The organism is Amphibacillus sp. Q70 (genome assembly GCF_052055485.1).
In the GTDB taxonomy this organism is placed as follows: Bacteria; Bacillota; Bacilli; order Bacillales; family Amphibacillaceae; genus Amphibacillus.
On the sequence record NZ_CP197171.1, the window covers coordinates 22,395 to 40,918 of the forward strand.

Here is an 18,524-nt window from a genome sequence, read left to right on the forward strand (position 1 = left end):
TACGTGGAAAAATTTTATTTCGCAACTTTTCCCTGCTGATGTTCAATTCCATATACATAACTTATAACAGATTAGATAAGGATGCAATCGAATTTTTGCACTATCTACGTATTATATTTCTTCGACGATCGTATAAGTAAAGCTAAGGCTTTCACTATAAGGATTTGACGACAATCCAATTTTTCTGAAAATTCGATTAGTTCTGATCTAGAGATTATTCTAGAATGAACTTTCTGATCGCAACAGCAACACCGTCATCCTCATTGGATTCCGTCACCCAATCGGCCATTTTTTTAACAATATCTTGTCCATTTCCCATCGCAACACCTGCTGCAGCTGCTTCGATCATTTTAAAATCATTCATACTATCACCAACAGCCATAACTTGATCAAAATGTAGACCCAAATCATCTAGTAAAAATTGAATCGCACTAGCCTTGTGCACACCTTTGGGATTTAGCTCCATATTCGTTAAACTTGAGTTACTTAATTCTACCGTATCTATTAAAGTGAGCTGTTGCATTTTTGTCTCCCTAATCTTGTCATCCTGAACGTCAAAACCAACTTTCAAACATTCCCGCTCTAAATAATTGTCTGGTAATTCATTCCGGTAAATATGATCATGTGAGACAAACCAAAAGAAAGAAGGATATTGTTGATGAATCCTAAAAATCTCCTTTACTGTCGTCTGATCAAAAGGTTGACTTTTTAGCAACGTACCAGATCTCGTCCATATTTCCCCACCATTTAGGGTAATCATATAATGGACATCAAGTTTTTCAGCAATTTCTAAACTTGTCCTCCGACTGCGCCCCGTCGCAATAACAACTTCCACTCCTTTCGCCTGAGCTTGCCGAACCGCTTCAACTGTTTCTTCACTTACCGAATGCCCATTGAATTGAGCAACTGTTCCATCTAAGTCTAAGGCAACCAGCTTAATATCTTTTCCCATATAAATTCCCCCTCTCGACTATTACTTAAATGATAGCATGATCAAGGAATAAGGTGAAATGAAAGGGATTATTATTTAAACGTAAACCTTAATAAAGTGAAACTTCGTTCATATAGGGAATTTATTTCTAGCCCTACTGATAGAACTGCGAGCAATCAAAATTCAAGTGTTGATATACATTTTTCAGATCAAATGTTATAATGAGATTAGTTGGATCATATAATAAAAGGTCACAGCAGGAACTGTGACCTTAAGATAAGCGGTTCCCCCAGTGGGTTCGGCTATCGTAGGATAGACCTCACCTAGTTACTTGTTGGGCAAATAGGGAGGTCTATTTTTGTTTGATCATTGCGACAATTAAAGCGAGTAATGAAATGATAAGGGTACCAAAACCAAATAGCACCATGAAAATTTCATAAATACTCATAGGCATCACCCCTTTAGTTAGGGTTAGCCGACCTCACCTGAACAGAACGTTATCTTATTTGATCATAACATAATGCGAACTAATGTTCTAGTTTTGGTTAAAAATTGTGACTAATGACTTATCATAGCTTCACATTATTTTATCGAGTTATGTGAAATTTCTGATATTTAATAGCCTCTGTTTGATTCTCTTATTGACGTTTACCAAAAATACTGATAGGATTTCTTTAATAACTAAATAGTCGCAATGAATATTATGGATAACACTATAATAGGAGCAACTTCTGGAGAGCTCGCTTTGGCGGCACCGAAGGATTCATAATCTCAGGTAAAAGAACAGAAGACAACATAATGAAGATCGGCATTAATGTTGTCACTGAGATTGGGGAAAAGCTCCAATCTTTTTTTATACACTAAGTAATGGATAAAATTTCAACATAACAAATATTTTAGTGTCTTAAGAATAATGAAAACTAATGTTTTCGTTCAACAGAATGAATATAAGTCAGTTTTTTAGTTATTTTTTTCGAAAATATATAATGAGGTGATGAGGATGCAAAAACGCGCAGTTGTAACAGTAGTGGGGAAAGATCAAGTTGGGATTATTGCTCGTGTGACAAATGTATTGGCGGACTTTAACATGAATATCCATGACATTAGTCAAACGATTTTACAGGACTATTTTACAATGATGATGATTGTTGATATTGCCGAACAAAATCAACTAGAACATGTATTAGCAGCCTTCGAAACGATTGAAGATGAAATGAATTTAAGGATTAGTATTCAACTTGAGGATGTTTTTCAGGCAATGCATCGGATTTAAAGGGAGGAATTTAGATGGCAATCGCTCATAGTGAAATTCAAGAAACGATACGAATGGTGGAAATAGAAAGTCTCGATATTCGAACAGTTACGATGGGCATTAGCTTACGCAATTGTGCGGATAGTAATTTTGAAACAGTCAAAGAGAAGGTTTATCAAAAAATTACCGACTATGCTGGCAATCTTAAATCTGTTGCCGAACAAGTCGAAAAAGAATATGGAATTCCTATTATTAATAAACGGATTTCGATTACACCAATTGCAGAGATACTAGGTGATGCGACTGTTGAACAAGCCGTTGAATTAGCACAAACACTCGATCAAGCAGCTAAAAAAACGGGTGTAGATTTTATTGGTGGCTACTCAGCACTCGTTCATAAAGGGATGACGAATAGTGATCAAACCCTGCTAAATGCAATTCCCCAAGCACTTGCAACGACTGATCGTGTCTGTAGTTCTGTTTCTATCGGCTCAACACGTGCAGGGATCAACATGGATGCAGTAAAGCAATTAGGTGAAATTATTAAAGAAACAGCCGAATTAACCAAGGATAATCAAAGTATTGGTTGTGCGAAATTCGTTGCTTTCTGTAATCCTGTTGAAGACAACCCATTTATGGCTGGCGCTTTTCATGGTAGTGGTGAAGGTGAAGCTGTGTTAAGTGTAGGTGTAAGCGGACCAGGCGTTGTGCTTAATGCTTTAAAACGATTTCCTGATGCTGATTTGGGTGAAGTAGCCGATGTGATTAAGAAAACAGCTTTCAAAATTACTAGAGCTGGGGAATTATTAGGGCGTGTCGTAGCAGATCGGCTAAATGTTCCTTTTGGCATCATGGATTTATCCTTAGCACCGACCAATGCCATGAACGATAGTGTGGCAGAAATCCTTGAAGAAATTGGCTTAGAGAGTGTGGGAACACATGGGACGATTGCTGCCCTCGCATTGATGAATGATGCAGTCAAAAAAGGGGGAGCAATGGCAAGCTCTTATGTCGGGGGTCTGAGTGGCGCATTCATTCCCGTTAGTGAAGATAATGGGATGATTCGCGGTATTGAGGAAGGTTCATTAACATTAGACAAACTTGAGACGATGACCTGTGTCTGTTCTGTCGGCCTCGACATGATCGCTTTATCTGGAGAGGCAACACCAGAAACACTAGCAGGAATTATTGCTGATGAAGCGGCAATTGGCATGATTAACAAAAAGACAACAGCCATTCGGGTTATCCCTGTGGTCGGTAAAAAGGAAGGCGAAATTGTTGAATTTGGCGGCCTACTTGGTCGTGCACCGATCATTGGTGTCAAACCCTTTAGCTCTGAAAAAATGATCAAACGCGGTGGACGCATTCCCGCTCCACTACAATCATTGATTAATTAAGTTTGATAAAAAAGCTGACTTTCGTTCAATAAATAGAACGAAAATCAGCTTTTTATGTGAAGAAAAGCAAACTTAACTCAAACCACTACATTTTGTTTTCCCTTCACTTAATAATCCCATTGATCCCTCAATTTAAGATATAAGACAAATAGAATTTGCTCGATTTCTCTTGCCTGACGATCTTGAGGATCGATCGCAAGCTTTGGTAATAAAATATCGCCTACCTGCCTTGTCAATTTGTCTTTTTCGTAGTTTGCTAAGGTTAAATAGCGTTGACAATAGGTTTTGACCAATTCAAAATCACGTTCCTTTACTTGATCAAGCAAAAATGAATCAAATTGAATCGTATCTTCTGTCCAATTATTTCTTCTGATCACTTTTTCAATCGGATCCTTTTTGTTCTTTTTACGCCCAAGACCTTGATCATGAACAACAATCGTACCAGCAACTAAATCACCCAGTCGCTTATGCTTCGAATGAACAAGAATCAAAATAATGCCTAACAAATAACTTACCGGTAATTCATCAATGATCCGTAAAAGATTTCGAATCATGCTAGATAGAAGGGTAATTCGATGCCCATTGTCTTGAATCACACGAATTCCTAATATTCTTTTTCCAATGGTTTTACCCTTCCAGAAAAATTCACATAAAATAAAATAACTCCATTCAATTGCAAAAACTAAAAGGATAACACCGGCTATTAACCATAAAAAGGCTTGATCTAAAACTAAATTAAACAAACTGGATTCAAAACTAAAAAATAGCCCCAGAAAAATAATTAAATATAATAGCCCGATCACACATTGATCAATGATAAAGGCTGGTGCGCGACTGCCTAATCCAGCCATGGTATACTTCAATGACACATACTCCGGTGTTTTAATCTCAGCTTGCTCTAACATATTTGATGTCTCCTCTATTCATGTCTAATAAAAAACGTTATACTAGGGTTAGCAATTATTTACTACCCAAAAGGTGGCTTTTTTACATGCAGCTCAAACAATTTATTCGGCACAATCGAAAAGATTGGCATCAGCTTGAACAAATGATTAAAAGCTTTAATAAACAACGAGCTAAACCAACAAGTCAAGCGATTGAGACATTCGATCAACTTTATCAAAAAGCAACTCAGAACTTATCCTATAGTCAGACCTTTTTTCCTGATGCAGAAGTGACTGAGCACTTAAATCTATTGGTTAGCCGTGCTCATAATGTCATTTATCAAACCGAACATTCTTCATGGAAGCAATTTAAAAACTTTTTCCTTGAAAAGTTCGTTGGCTTACTTATCGAACAATGGCGGCCGATTATCATCGCCGCACTCTTATTTTTTCTAGGCGGTCTGGCAGGGTTTCTCGTTGTCAGTCAAGACCTGCTTCATTTAGAAATTCTTTTACCTGGCACGTTAAGTAATGTCTTACCTCCTGAGGAACTAGCTGCAAATACCCAAGCCGATCAAATAGATGGGGCCATGATGTCCGCTACGATTATGACGAATAATATCCAGGTGGCTATCCTTGCCTTTGCGAGTGGAATCACATTTGGACTATTAACCATCTATCTCTTAATCTATAACGGACTTGTCGTTGGTGCCCTCGCTGGCTTATTCTGGCATTCTGGAAGTTCATATATCTTTTGGGCTTATATCGTTCCACATGGTGTCATTGAATTGTTAGCTATTTTTATCGCTGGAGGTGCCGGCTTACTGATGGGTTACAAGTTATTAGTCCCAGGTCAATTCAAACGCAGCACTCAACTCAAATACCATGCGTTAAGATCGGTTCAATTACTACTCGGCACTCTCCCTCTATTCATTATCGCTGGGATTGTTGAGGGCTTTATCACACCTGCTGATCTATCACTCGAGGTGAAGTATATCGTCGCCATCGTCACCTTGTTAGGCTTTAGCGCCTATATGCTTTATGGTTACTGGCGTCGTCTAAAGCATGCCTCGATTTAGTTGATCAATATAATATGAGACCGTCGTCACAGCTAGATCTTCTTCCTTGGCTTCGATTAAATCGAGGCCGAGGTTTTTCCATTTAATCCTTTCTCTCCGGTTCCAAAGCTCCATTTGTTGAGCAACTGTTTTACGCATTGCCTCATTTAACGTAGTTGCTGAGCGCTCAATATTCTTTTGTTTCCATTGATCGGTAATACCTATCCCTAAAAATAAATGTTTTTTTCTTATTTGTTTGATCAATAATAAGGATTGCGAATCTAGGAAAAACTGATTGATATCACTAAATAATAACACCATACTGCGCTTACGTTGTTCAGTTTGAATAAATTGAAAAGCGGATAAATAATTGGATTCACTCGACTCCACACTAAGGGAATAGATTGCCTGTAAAATCGTTTGTAAATGAGCTAATCCTTTGTCTGGTGGCACATAAACCTTAATCTCTTTAGCAAAAGCAACCACTGATACATAATCCCCATTATCCAATGCAGCTGTTGCAACGGTTAAAGCCGCTTCAATACTCCTTTCCAAACGATTCCCTTTGTTCAATTCCACCCCCATCATCCGACCACAATCAATCATTAAAATCACTTGTTTGCCATGTTCCGGCTCGTATTCATTAACCATCATTTGATGTAATTTAGCGGATTGATGCCAATTAATTTTTCGAGGGTCATCACCGACTGCATATTGGCGAACTTTAGAAAATTCACCCAAACCTGTTTTTTGCCGTCGAATTTTTACCCCTTCATGCAGTAAGTATTTCTGAGCACTCTGCAAATAGTCACGAGCTTCCGTTAAATTCGGAATCACTTTAAGTGTATCATCCATATCAAAGGTTACTTGTTTTTCCCATAAACCCAACCAACTGCGATAGCGTAAGTAGACTTTTTTCAAAGGATACAAACCTCGTTCACTTGCTTGAATCGGTTGAACAAGTGTAACTGACTGATTAGCTAACAGATCAACCGCTGCTTGTCTTTCCGTTTGGATCGAGCGTGGCAAATCATCTGTCCAATGGAACTGGGCTGCTTTTTCACTTTCATTTATAATAGTTAATTGAATCTCATCTTGTTGATGGCGTTCAATGTCTTCAGGCATGATTCGAGCTAACTTTAACTGACTTCTGCGTGGTGATAAAGGTAAATCAAACAAGCTCAGTAAGATGATGAGCAGAGCAACACCACTATAAATGATTAAATCGAAACGGTAAAAGCTCATCGCAAACAAAACAGTGCCACATGCTAACACAAGGTAAATCAAACGTTTTGTTGGAACAATTCCTCTATCTTGGAACAGGAACCGTGCCCACAAGCGACGCAATGATGTCATCAAGATTTGTTCCCTCCAATTCCGCGTAAGGAGATAATTGAATACGGTGGCGTAAGCATGGACGAACAACTTGTTTCACATCATCTGGGGTGACATAATCTCGATCCGCTAAATAGGCCCAAGCTTGAGCCGTTTTGGCAATTGCAATCGCTCCACGTGTACTTGCCCCATATTGGATCGTTTCTTGCTCACGTGTTTGGCGGACAATTTCGACAATATACTGTTGAACCTCTTGCTGAATGGTCACACGCTTAATTTCCTGCTTCAATTGAATTAAACTTTCTTCAGTGAAAAGAGCAACAGGTTCCTCAGATTCAACCGATTCCTGTAAGACATTCGTCAATACCTTTGTCTCTTCTGCTAAACCCGGGAAATCAATCATTAATTTAAAGATAAAACGATCTTGTTGAGCCTCTGGTAATGGATAAGTCCCTTCATATTCAATTGGATTCTGCGTGGCAGCAACAAAGAATAACTCAGGCAACTGAAAGGTTTCCCCTTGGATCGTCACCTGTTTTTCTTCCATTGCTTCAAGTAAGGCAGCCTGTGTCTTTGCAGGTGTTCGGTTAATTTCATCCGCTAAGAGGACATTCGTAAACACAGGACCTTTTAAAGTTTGAAAATAACTTTCTTTCATATTGAAAATTTTACTGCCTGTAATATCACTTGGTAATAAATCTGGCGTGAATTGGATACGGTTAAAATCTCCACCAACAAGTGTAGCCAACGTTTTCACCATCTGTGTTTTTCCCGTTCCTGGCACCCCTTCAATTAAAACATGCCCACCTGACAACAAGGCGGCAAGTAAATATTTTAAATTCTCTTCTTGACCGATGATTTTTTCCTGATATTTTGTTAATAATGACTTTATTGTTTCTCTCATCTAAGCTTCCACCTCTCTACGAATCTCATCTATCCTTTTTGTCCACTCAAGAAATTCCTGTTTATTCACTTGCTCAGATGCCAATAACTCAGATAATTGGTTAATAAATGTTTGAATGGATTCATCTGTTCGATTTTTTAACAACTGCTCTAAAGTCATTTGATACTCTGACCAAGTCGCTGTAACGGGGATGCCCGTTCGTTCAAAGATACCCTGCTTTAAATAATTGACTTGAATTTGCAAGCTCTGATGATAGTTGCGTCCTTTTATTTGCCAATTCGCCAATGCTCGGATTCTTTCATCGCCAAACCGAACCACTTGTTCCCGTAAATCACGAGCAGGGCCATAGCGTTTTCCTTTCATCCATACATATAAAAGAGAGACAACAATACCAATGACTCCAAACATAATCAATGGGTTTGGCATAACGTCAAGAACCGATAAACCTGTTTCCACTTGACCATGATACGTTTCGAATAAAAGATGATCATAAGTCTCAAGAGCTATGATTTCGCTAATCATCGCCAAATGATCCGCTTCTAATATCGCTTGATTGGTAAACCAATTCGGTTCGGAAAACTGAATAACTTGACCTGAACCATATAAATGTCGGATCGCAATGGGGCCATAGCCATCAAGAATGAGTACCTCATCATCGTTAGTCGGCTCCACTCGAAAAGCAGAAGTGAGCAAGCCTGTATAGGTTTCTTCACCAACCAAAATCTCACCCTCTTGTTCCATTATTGGAACCGACGTTAAATCGACTTCAAATAAATCATTTGGCTGATCAAATAAAAGAAAAACGGTGCCCCCTGTTTGAACAAATTGTTGATAGCCCTCAATCATTTCTTGCTCCATACCAATTGGCGGGTTGAATAAAAAAAGCGCCGTCTGTCGATCACCAGTCAATTGAGCTGGATGTTCGGTAAATTTTTCAACAGGATAATCGAGCTGTGCTAAAGACTGATAGAAGCCCTTTGTTCCGTCTGGTGCAGGGGATTCTACATGATATGGCGGATAATCTTCAAGCGGTTGCTCTGTTAAGTAATAACTTCCGATCATTAAGACCGTAAATAATCCGAGGAATAAAAGGATGACTTTCTTTTCTTTTAACCATTGTGAAACCATTTTACTCCTCCTGTTCAAAAGCATGAACACGTGTCAAATAATTGTGATAGTCGTCTGACTTAACTTTCTTATTTCCATAAGTAACAGCTTCAAAGTAGACAGCTAATTGATAAAAACGTTCAGCTTGATCCTCATTTATTTGTGTTAATTCTTTAAAATAATCCCAATTTGTTTTCCAACGTTCTATTTTAATTAATTGTTTTTCTTCAAGATTAAATAACAACAGTAAGAACCGATATCGAATCGCTTCTGGATAATGCTCTCGTTCTTCTGCCTCTTCAAAGCGCTCTTGATAATCTTTGAAAGTTAATGTTTGGGAAGAGAAATTTTTCAAAGGTTGATTGTCTTTTAATCGCTTGCGACGTTGCCAATTGATTAAGGCAAATGCGACGAGTAGACAGACAAGAATCAAGCCAATCGTCAGTAAAATAACCAGAATCGCATCGCCAATTGAGCTTGATGGGCTCAACCCACTAAACCATTCTTGGAAAAGGTTAGTCACCCACTCTTTCAGCCAATCCCAAATTCGTTGAAAGATATTTCGTTGATCCTGGTAATACGCCTGAAATTCATCCGTGCTTAATATCTCTTCAAGGACACCTCGCCAAGCATTAGCTTGCTTCATTAAGCTCGCCACCTAACCTAAAGGATCTTCTGTTGGCTTTTGGTAATCGTCAATCAAATGCTTCAAATCATTTCCGGTCTGACGAATATCTAAATCGAAATAGATCACTGCATAGCCAACAGAAAACACCATCGTTGTAAAGATACTGATAATATTAAGAATAATTGTATAAAGGACACTTACCCCTAAGAAAAGTGAAACAACTTCAACTGCTGATGTGATAAAAGCTGTAATAATGATTAAAGTAACATAAAGCCAAAATGTCATCCATGTACGCCCTTTTGTTAAACGGAAACTAGCTGAAAACCCAGGAGCCCTTTCAAAAAAACTAATCGGTAAAAAGAAGCTCCAACGTGTAATAAGTAATAATAACCCAACTAACATGGCTAGAATCAATAAAATAAGAAGAAGTCCACCGATAACGCCTCCCGACAAAAGGCTAAACATAGCCATACCAACTATGATTGATAGTGGGATAACAATAATTGAAACAGAAACGATAGTAAATAATAAATAACTGCCAACAAGTGGCCAAAACCGCGTAAAAGACTGTTTCACCAAAGTTTTCAGTTCGTATTCTTCATTATTTTTAAGCTGTTTTACAATTAAAATAATGATAGCGGTAGTAATAGGAACAATTATCAATTCTGCCAAACCAACGAGTAGATTCCCAGAAAGCTCTGCAGGATTAATAATAGTACTACTTGCTTCATTAAAATCGTATGTATTAAAAATCTGTTCAAAAAATGATTCACCAGGAGTAAGATCACGTATAAAACCTCTCCCCGAAAAAATTTGAACGAATGCTTGAATAATAATAACCGGGCTGTAAAAAGTGAGTAACAATAAAAATAACTGACCAAATTGCTCTTTAATAATTCTAAATGTTAAATCTAAAATTTCTGCAAATCTTTTAGGTCTAGAAAAAATCCTTTCCATTTGCTTATCTCCCCTTTTGAGTAAAATTTTTAACTGTAAAGCTTACAGACTCCTATTAAAAAGCTCTTATCTAAGTTTAGTTTTTCCCTATTTACTTGTCAATGTTTGTAACTTTATAAATACCAAAACCGTCTAGTAACTAAAGACTAACGGAGGGCGAACTCTATGCAACAATTCATTCGACTTACACTCATCGTCTTACTAACTGCTAGTTTAATGGGTTGCAATAATTCTATTGACAGAGAACCAGATATTACTGGATACATTGTTGAAAAATCGAATGAAAACATACTCGTTTCCAGCACAACTTCAGAAGATTTAAGTGAAAATGGTGGAGTATCAGAATTCTATCAAATGATTTGGTTTTCCAATGCGCCAAAAGAACTTAACTGCGGGGATAAAATTGATGTCTGGTATAATGAAATACAAGAATCCTATCCTGCAAAATCAACAATCGATCATTACAACATTCATCAATTAGATTCACCAGATGGAGCAATAATGAACGAATCAGAGGTACTAAAACAAGTTCTATCTCAAAAAGAAATTCAGCCAAACCAGCTATTTGCTGTCCGCTCTACTCAATATAATCAAAGTAAGCAAACATGGTTAATCACTTTGATTGAAATTTGGACAGAAGATATAGTAACAATTGAATTTCCCGAGCCAGATCAATAGCAGTTAAAGTTTACTATCCATTTAGCTTTACTTATTTTTAAATAGTCTATTAGTTTTTCTTAAGTTTTATCAAAGCTTACTCTGCTTTTAGCGAAATTTTAATCCTTTTAAAAGAGCAATCAAACAAAATGACCATATAAATATCTTATTCCACTTATATGATATATTAAACTAAGGCAATTATTGTTCACAGATTGTTCACTACATCACGTAACGAAATCTGCTATAGTGGAGACATGCTGTGGATGTAAAATTGGAGGTAATAATGAAGAAAAATCGTTGGCTCATAGCACTGTCTGCTATTGCCATCCACCTATCAATTGGATCTGTCTACGCTTATAGCGTTTTAAAAAATCCAATCGCAGATTTAATTGGGTGGAGCGACAAAACAGTTACAATTGCCTTTACCCTTGCCATTGCTTTATTAGGTATGTCTGCCGCCTTTTTTGGGAAATCAGTAGAAAAATGGGGTCCAAGAAAGTCAGCAACTATTGCTGCTATTCTATTTGGGACCGGACAATTGATTACCGGAATTTCTTTAGCAACAGAAACACTCATGTTATTTTATTTAGGCTATGGCATAATCGGTGGAATGGGGCTTGGTCTAGGCTATATTTCACCAGTATCAACACTCGTCAAGTGGTTCCCAGATCGACGGGGACTAGCTACTGGAATGGCTGTCATGGGTTTTGGAGCTGGCTCATTGATTGCAGCACCTGTCATAACCGGGTTAATAAAAACGGTTGGATTATCCAATACGTTTTTTATTATGGCAGGAATCTATTTTACTTTAATGCTTAGTGGGGCTCTTTATATTGTAAAACCACCCAAAAATTGGATGCCTTTTACAAAATCAACAAAGAGTTCAAAAAGCAAAGCCCAAAAGGTTCAAACCAGCTTACAGCAACTAAATGCCAAAGAAGCTGTTCGAACAAACCGATTTTGGTTATTATGGATAATGATGTTCATTAATATTTCCAATGGGATTATGTTAATTTCAGCTGCCTCACCCTTTGCCCAATCAAAAGTTGGTATGACAGCTACCGCTGCTGCAACAATGGTTGGTATTATGGGATTGTTTAATGGTGGAGGTCGAATTGGCTGGTCAGCATTTTCCGATTATGTAGGACGTAGTAACGTATTCCTGATGTTTTTTAGTGTTCAACTGGTCTTAATGTTAACACTTCCTAATGTGACGAATGCGTTGTTGCTACAAGTATTTATTTTTATCATTATCTCTATGTACGGAGGAAGCTTTGCATTACTACCCGCATTTATTAGTGATTTATTTGGAACATTACAACTTGGTGCGATCCACGGATTATTATTAACATCATGGTCATGTGCTGGAGTATTTGGACCATTGCTTATTGCTTTTATCAATGATACAACTGGAAGCTATAATGTTGCATTTTATATCTTTTCTGGTTTATTAGCGATTGCACTGATTGTTTCCATTTTGATGAAAAAAAGCATCAAATCTGTAAGTACAGTTACACACAAACAAGCAAGTTAATTAATTATTATAATTCCACAGCATAATTAAAAGAATCTTTATTAAATGAGACTGGGACAAAACCCAGCTAAATAAAAGAGGAGCTGTTGCACAATAAAAAATAGATTGTGTAACAGCTTTTTTATATGACGAGAAAAGCTGAACTATTCAATAAGCATGAGAATTCGCTGCAACACTTGAAGCCAAAGCCGTTCGAATAAGCGCTAACGTCTTCACGTCCTGGGACTGGGACTGGGACTGCGGTTACTCGTCCCACCGAAGTGATTTGCGGTTACTCGTTCCACCGAAAACATTTGCGAAAACGCTTGTGTGACCAACATCGTGTTGGCCCGAGTTTTACGGACGGTTATCTGTGATAAATTAGGTCTGGCGTTAATGACAGTGAATATAATAAAATACTCCGCCGTTAACAAGGAAAATATAAAAGAGGCAAAACGGTTATGTTTATCAAAAATAGATAAACATAACCGTTTTTATTCACGTGAGACTAATTTTGTCCCAGGCCCATAAATTATAGAACCCATTAAAATCACCCAGGCACCAATGGTGCCTGGGTGATTTTGTGTTAAGTTAATTCAAATAAACCAGCTGATAATTCATAATAACGACCCTTTTGTTCAATTAACTGATTATGATCGCCTCGTTCGATAATTTCCCCGTGTTCAAGTACCATGATTGCTTTAGCTGATCGAACAGTTGATAAACGGTGGGCAATAATAAACGATGTTCTTCCTTCCATCAAGCGATCCATCCCTTTTTGAATCAACTTCTCTGTTCTTGTATCAATTGATGATGTGGCCTCATCTAAAATAAGGATTGGCGTTTCAGCTATGGCTGCTCTCGCAATTGCTAATAGTTGACGCTGTCCTTGAGAAAGATTTGAAGCATCAGATTTTAATACGGTGTCATAGCCATGCTCTAAATGATTAATAAATGTGTCTGCATTCGCTAATTTTGCCGCAGCAATGACCTCTTCATCTGTTGCATCTAATCGACCATAACGAATGTTATCTCTCACGGTTCCCGTGAATAGGTGGGTGTCTTGTAACACCATCGATAACGAACGACGTAAATCAGGTTTTCTAATTTTATTGATTTCAATGCCATCAATACTAATATTCCCCGAAGGCACATCATAAAATCGATTGATTAAATTGGTAATTGTTGTTTTTCCAGCACCCGTTGAACCCACAAAGGCAATTTTTTGTCCTGGTTTTGCATATAAAGAAATTCCCTTTAGAACTGTTTTATTTTTTTCATAACCAAAGGTCACTTCGTTAAATACGACATTTCCTTTGACAGGTGTATAATCAGGAGAACCATCTGCTTTAACTTGCTTCCAAGCGAATTCACCTGTTCGATAAGCAACCTCTTTTAATTCATTATTTTCATTAACTTCAACAGGTACCATTGTGACATGTCCTTGATCAAATTCTGGTTGCTCATCAATAACATCAAGAACACGTTCAGCCCCTGCGAGTGAAGTTAAGACAGCGTTCATTTGTTGCGACACTTGATTAATCGGTTGTGACAATGTTCTAGTAAATTGCAAGAACGCGATAACTGTCCCGATTGAAAGTGCACCATTGATCGCAAATAGTCCACCAACCATAGCTGTAATAGCATATAGCACATATGATAAATTAATCATGATTGGCATTAATATATTGGCAAATATATTAGCTGTTGTCGCATTTTTTCGAAGTTCTTCATTTAACAGTTCAAATTCATCAATGACTATTTTCTGACGTGAAAAGACTTTAATTACTTTTTGTCCTTCAATCATCTCTTCAATAAAACCATTGACACGACCAATCTCTTGTTGCTGTTTCATAAAGAAGTTAGCACTTTTCCCACCAATCACTCGAACAGAAAGTAACATTAAGGACAGCATAATTACAACAATAATCGTCAATTGCCAACTATAAATAACCATCATCGTAAAAACACCAACAACCATAATAAATGAGTTCATAAAGCCCGTTACACTGTTTGATAAAACCTGTCTTAAGGTATCAATATCGTTTGTATACAAACTCATTAAGTTTCCATGTGTATTTGTATCATAATATTTTATTGGTAAAGCTTCCATCTTAGTAAACAAATCAACGCGAATTTTATACAAGGTTCGAGTTGACACACCAACCATTAAACGGTTGAATGTATATGTTGAGATAACCCCGACCAAATAAATAATCGCGACAGCACCAAGGACAAGAATAAAGCCTCCCATCAACTCGCTATCATTGTTTTGGATCAATGGTTGTAAATAATTATCAATAATAATTTGCAGGGAGGATATTCCAATAATATTAGCTCCCGCACTCGTAATAATCGTGAAGAAGACGACTAGTAAAATCCATTTATCTTCCTTCATGTAATGTGCTATTCTCTTGATTGTCTTCCCAATATTTGTCGGTTTCCCCATCCCTTTGGGGCCTCCACGCATAGGTCCGCCTGCAGCTTTTGGTTCCTTACTCATCTTCATTCACTCCCTTGCTCTGTGAATCATAAATTTCTCGATAAATAGTGTTGGTTTGCATTAAACGATCATGTGTATCAAAACCATTTATTCTTCCATCATCCATAACGATAATCTTATCTGCATCTGATACTGAGCTGACACGCTGTGCAATGATTAATGTCGTGACTCCTTTAAAATGTTCTTCAAATTCTGCCCGAATGGCTGCATCAGTCGCTGTGTCAACAGCACTTGTTGAATCATCTAAAATAACAATTTTAGGTTTTTTAAGCAATGCTCTGGCAATCGTTAACCGCTGTTTCTGTCCACCAGAAACATTAACACCACCTTGACCTAGATCTGTATCATAGCCATTTGGAAATGAAGTGATAAAATCATGAGCTTGAGCAGATTTTGCAGCTGCAATCACTTCCTCATCGCTCGCGTTTTCATTACCCCATTTTAAATTTTCTTTAATGGTTCCACTAAACAAGACATTATTTTGTAGTACCATTGCTACTTGATCGCGTAAAGTTTTCAAACGATAATCCTTCACATTATGACCGCCCACAATGATCTCTCCAGCTAAGACATCATATAACCGTGGGATTAATTGGACAAAGGTTGATTTGGCAGAACCTGTCCCCCCAATGATCCCAATCGTTTGTCCAGATTCAATCGTTAAATTAATATCATTTAATATTAAATTATTCGGGTCACGATTGTAGCTGAAATCCACTTGTTTAAACTCAATCGTTCCATCATTTAAATCGAGATTTGGGTCGGCCTGGTCATCATCTAGTACTGGTACTTCTTCTAAGCCTTCTATGATCCGGGAAAAAGAGGCACGAGAGATGATTAACATGATGAAAATCATTGATAACATCATTAAAGACATAAGCACTTGCATCATATACATAATAAAGCTTGACAACTCTCCAATAAAGAATTGACCATTAATAACCATGTTCCCACCTAACCATAGGATGGCAACAATACTTGTGTAAATAACAAATTGCATGATCGGCATATTTAAAATAACTAATTTTTCGGCTTTCAACTGTGCATCTCGAACACGTTTGGCACTGTTAACGAATTTTTCTTCTTCATGATCTTCTCTAACAAAAGCTTTAACTACACGAATATTAACAATGAAGTCTTGAACCTTTTCATTTAATAAATCGTATTTTTCTAACATATCAAGAAATCTGGGGTGTGCACGGCTTCCAATTAAATAAAGAGAAATACCCAATATCGGAATGGTAATTAAAAAAATCATCGATAGTCGTGGATTAATTGAAACGGCCATGATAGAAGCTCCAATCAACATAATCGGGGCTTTAACCGCCATACGAAGAAGCATCATCAGCGCATTTTGTGAATTGGTAATATCTGTCGTTAATCGAGTTACTAAGGATGCTGTCGTAAATTTATCCACATTGGCAAATGAGTAGGTTTGAATTTTACTAAACAAACCAGCTCGAAGGTTTTTGGCAAAACCCATCCCTGCAACGGCAGAATATTTTCCACTTAATCCGCCAAAAACAAGAGCCAAAACAGCAAGTCCAACCATCAATAAGCCGATTCGGATCGTATAGGGCATTCCGCCTTCACCTTGAATACCATAGTCCACAATCCGTGCCATCAAAAATGGCATCATTAATTCAAGGACAACTTCCATTACCACCATAACTGGTGTTAATAGTGTTTCTTTTTTATATTCGCCTAAAAATGGCAATAGTTTTTTTACCATCTTTTCTACCTCCTGTCTCCTAGTTGCTTACTTTTTTCATCGGGTGTCATTGTTCAAATTAGTAAGAAATTTCTTTAAATAATCCAGAATCATTTCTTGTTCACTCTGATTAATATTGTGAAAAAGTTTTTCATCAATAATATATTTATGATCTCTAAATCGATCTAAAATAGCCAAGCTTTTTTCGGTTAAAAAGATCAATTTGTTTCGGCCATCTGCCTGACTTTTTTTCCGTTCAACAAATCCCTTTTCCTCTAATCGATTAAGTAAACCCGTTACTGTAGGGTTTGTCAATCTAAAGTGCTGTTCAATATCTTTTTGATTGACTTCCTTTTGACACCGTTTGGCACCACCAAGAAAAAGTAAAATATCTCCTTGCGATGAGGTCAAATTCTGACTTTCGAAGTAGATATTTTTTTCCCGTTCTAAGGCAAAATAAACGAGTCTAATATAAAAGATGATATCTTCTGACACCAATAACCCCTCCGATACATAGCATGCTATCTATTATCGCTATTCATATGTTTATTGTCAACAAATTTAACTTATAAAAGTTGAAAAATTGTAATTGGCTAATCTATTCAATGAAATTAAGAAGCATTCTCCTCCTATGTATGTTTAGCGTTGAGGTAGAATGCCTTGGGCAGTAAATTTATAAGGGACACCCAGCCTTAATATATGACTATCAACACTGTGTCCAACTTGATCTGTTTTAGCGACAGGGAACTGATAACGCTCCTGATAAGGGTGAATCAATTCAATTAAAGATACCAAACCCTCTTTTTGTTCAAGTTCGGAGAATTCCCCTAACAAAATACCACTTATCTTTTCAAAATAACCTATTTGATCAAGCTGAGCAAAAAAGGTTGCTATCCGATTGGCTAGTCCACTTCTACTTTCTAAAAAGAGGATTTTTCCTGAAGGATTAGGTAAATAATTCGTTCCTGCTAATTTTAATAAGCAACGAATATTGCCACCGATCATCGTACCTGACATTTCCTTGCCATAAAGCCAATAATAATCAAAGCTAATAGGTGGGGCTTGATCAAATAAAACGCGATAGAGTTGCTCTTGTTGTTTAAGATAGTCTTCACCAACAAGATGAATAATTTGGTAATGATAACTGGGATGATTGGCTTGACTGAATAAACTATTGAGCACAACAGTCAGATCACTATAACCCAAAAATGGTTTGCTACACTGTTCAATTTTTTCAAAATCGAGATAGGGTAACACTTGATTAGCACTATCTCCACCAGATAAATCAAAGATTGCCTTTATTTCTGGATTTAAATAAAGCTTCATCAGCTCACGGGCTCGTTTCTCTGGCTTACCACTCCAAAAACACCCCTCTTGCTGGTAGATTGTTTGAGCCTCTTTTGCTTTTAATCCCCAGCTAGCAAACACCTGCTTAACTGCTTTTATTTTTTCTACTTGATCGAGACTTCTGCCATCCGAACAAGCAATTAAACCAATTTGGTCACCTTTTCCAAGCATATAACCACCTCTTTTACTTCATTTTAATCATTGTCAAGCTTGATATATTTAAGTGTAATCAACATCCTTTTTATTAATCATTTTTATCGGATTTCCGACAGAAGACTCCCACTTCTAGGAACATGAAGGGCATCGCCCCGTGAGTAAGTGGGAGATGAATGTGGGT

General features: G+C 37.3%; 17 protein-coding genes and 1 riboswitch. Of the genes, 5 read left to right on the forward strand and 12 right to left on the reverse strand.

All coding sequences use genetic code 11. The annotated features are described in order from the left end of the window. Nucleotides 1-214 precede the first annotated feature (214 nt). Together ACS127_RS00105 and ACS127_RS00110 are read right to left on the reverse strand one after the other, a co-directional pair. A complete protein-coding gene (locus ACS127_RS00105) occupies nucleotides 215-952 on the reverse strand; it encodes an HAD family hydrolase (RefSeq protein WP_440896441.1) in 738 nt (245 codons plus the stop codon). 331 nt (nucleotides 953-1,283) lie between these two features. Further along, a complete protein-coding gene (locus tag ACS127_RS00110; protein WP_440896442.1) occupies nucleotides 1,284-1,379 on the reverse strand; it encodes a putative holin-like toxin in 96 nt (31 codons plus the stop codon). Nucleotides 1,380-1,652: 273 nt separating this feature from the next. Further along, a riboswitch (glycine riboswitch) is annotated at nucleotides 1,653-1,728 on the forward strand. A 203-nt stretch (nucleotides 1,729-1,931) separates the two neighbouring features. Between ACS127_RS00110 and ACS127_RS00115 the strand changes: the two genes are divergently transcribed. After that, entirely contained in the window at nucleotides 1,932-2,204 is a 273-nt protein-coding gene (locus ACS127_RS00115) for an ACT domain-containing protein (RefSeq protein ID WP_440896443.1), read from the forward strand. Between the two features lie 14 nt (nucleotides 2,205-2,218). Continuing rightward, the gene (locus ACS127_RS00120) at nucleotides 2,219-3,580 is read left to right on the forward strand and encodes a PFL family protein (RefSeq protein ID WP_440896444.1); all 1,362 of its coding nucleotides are present in this window, start codon (nucleotides 2,219-2,221) and stop codon (nucleotides 3,578-3,580) included. Between the two features lie 107 nt (nucleotides 3,581-3,687). Here the strand turns inward: ACS127_RS00120 and ACS127_RS00125 are convergent, their stop codons facing one another. Continuing rightward, nucleotides 3,688-4,485: an RDD family protein gene (locus tag ACS127_RS00125; RefSeq protein ID WP_440896445.1), complete on the reverse strand. Its 798-nt coding sequence runs from the start codon at nucleotides 4,483-4,485 to the stop codon at nucleotides 3,688-3,690. A gap of 86 nt (nucleotides 4,486-4,571) precedes the next feature. On the opposite strand from ACS127_RS00125, the gene ACS127_RS00130 reads away from it, so the two are divergent. Next, nucleotides 4,572-5,543 carry a stage II sporulation protein M gene (locus tag ACS127_RS00130; RefSeq protein WP_440896446.1) on the forward strand — a complete coding sequence of 324 codons (972 nt, stop codon included), beginning with the start codon at nucleotides 4,572-4,574 and terminating at the stop codon, nucleotides 5,541-5,543. On the opposite strand, the gene ACS127_RS00135 is transcribed toward ACS127_RS00130, so the two are convergent. From ACS127_RS00135 to ACS127_RS00155, 5 genes are read right to left on the reverse strand one after another with little or no spacing between them, the layout of a single operon-like run. Continuing rightward, nucleotides 5,523-6,878, reverse strand: coding sequence for a DUF58 domain-containing protein (locus tag ACS127_RS00135; protein WP_440898183.1), 1,356 nt, complete (start codon nucleotides 6,876-6,878; stop codon nucleotides 5,523-5,525). The two genes, ACS127_RS00130 and ACS127_RS00135, sit on opposite strands and share 21 nt — an antisense overlap. Beyond that, entirely contained in the window at nucleotides 6,832-7,761 is a 930-nt protein-coding gene (locus ACS127_RS00140; protein WP_440896447.1) for an AAA family ATPase, read from the reverse strand. Before ACS127_RS00140 ends, ACS127_RS00135 begins: the two co-directional genes overlap by 47 nt. Beyond that, a complete protein-coding gene (locus ACS127_RS00145; protein ID WP_440896448.1) occupies nucleotides 7,762-8,889 on the reverse strand; it encodes a DUF4350 domain-containing protein in 1,128 nt (375 codons plus the stop codon). It abuts the gene before it with no gap. Between the two features lies 1 nt (nucleotide 8,890). Then, nucleotides 8,891-9,514: a DUF4129 domain-containing protein gene (locus tag ACS127_RS00150; RefSeq protein WP_440896449.1), complete on the reverse strand. Its 624-nt coding sequence runs from the start codon at nucleotides 9,512-9,514 to the stop codon at nucleotides 8,891-8,893. 12 nt (nucleotides 9,515-9,526) lie between these two features. Further along, nucleotides 9,527-10,453, reverse strand: coding sequence for a hypothetical protein (locus tag ACS127_RS00155; RefSeq protein WP_440896450.1), 927 nt, complete (start codon nucleotides 10,451-10,453; stop codon nucleotides 9,527-9,529). A gap of 165 nt (nucleotides 10,454-10,618) precedes the next feature. Here ACS127_RS00155 and ACS127_RS00160 point away from each other — a divergent pair, with 165 nt between their 5' ends. Both ACS127_RS00160 and ACS127_RS00165 read left to right on the forward strand, forming a co-directional pair. Then, entirely contained in the window at nucleotides 10,619-11,131 is a 513-nt protein-coding gene (locus tag ACS127_RS00160) for a DUF3221 domain-containing protein (RefSeq protein ID WP_440896451.1), read from the forward strand. A gap of 265 nt (nucleotides 11,132-11,396) precedes the next feature. Then, the gene (locus ACS127_RS00165) at nucleotides 11,397-12,647 is read left to right on the forward strand and encodes an L-lactate MFS transporter (RefSeq protein ID WP_440896452.1); all 1,251 of its coding nucleotides are present in this window, start codon (nucleotides 11,397-11,399) and stop codon (nucleotides 12,645-12,647) included. Between the two features lie 565 nt (nucleotides 12,648-13,212). On the opposite strand, the gene ACS127_RS00170 is transcribed toward ACS127_RS00165, so the two are convergent. The 4 genes from ACS127_RS00170 to ACS127_RS00185 form a co-directional block, all read right to left on the reverse strand. Continuing rightward, nucleotides 13,213-15,129, reverse strand: a complete 1,917-nt coding sequence (locus tag ACS127_RS00170; protein WP_440896453.1) for an ABC transporter ATP-binding protein — start codon at nucleotides 15,127-15,129, stop codon at nucleotides 13,213-13,215. Next, the gene (locus ACS127_RS00175) at nucleotides 15,122-16,861 is read right to left on the reverse strand and encodes an ABC transporter ATP-binding protein (protein ID WP_440896455.1); all 1,740 of its coding nucleotides are present in this window, start codon (nucleotides 16,859-16,861) and stop codon (nucleotides 15,122-15,124) included. The genes ACS127_RS00170 and ACS127_RS00175 overlap by 8 nt, the downstream gene beginning before the upstream one ends. A 36-nt stretch (nucleotides 16,862-16,897) precedes the next feature. Further along, on the reverse strand, nucleotides 16,898-17,335 hold the full coding sequence (locus ACS127_RS00180; protein ID WP_440896456.1) for a MarR family winged helix-turn-helix transcriptional regulator: 438 nt from the start codon (nucleotides 17,333-17,335) through the stop codon (nucleotides 16,898-16,900). Between the two features lie 144 nt (nucleotides 17,336-17,479). Further along, on the reverse strand, nucleotides 17,480-18,358 hold the full coding sequence (locus ACS127_RS00185) for a S66 peptidase family protein (protein WP_440896457.1): 879 nt from the start codon (nucleotides 18,356-18,358) through the stop codon (nucleotides 17,480-17,482). Nucleotides 18,359-18,524: the final 166 nt, after the last annotated feature.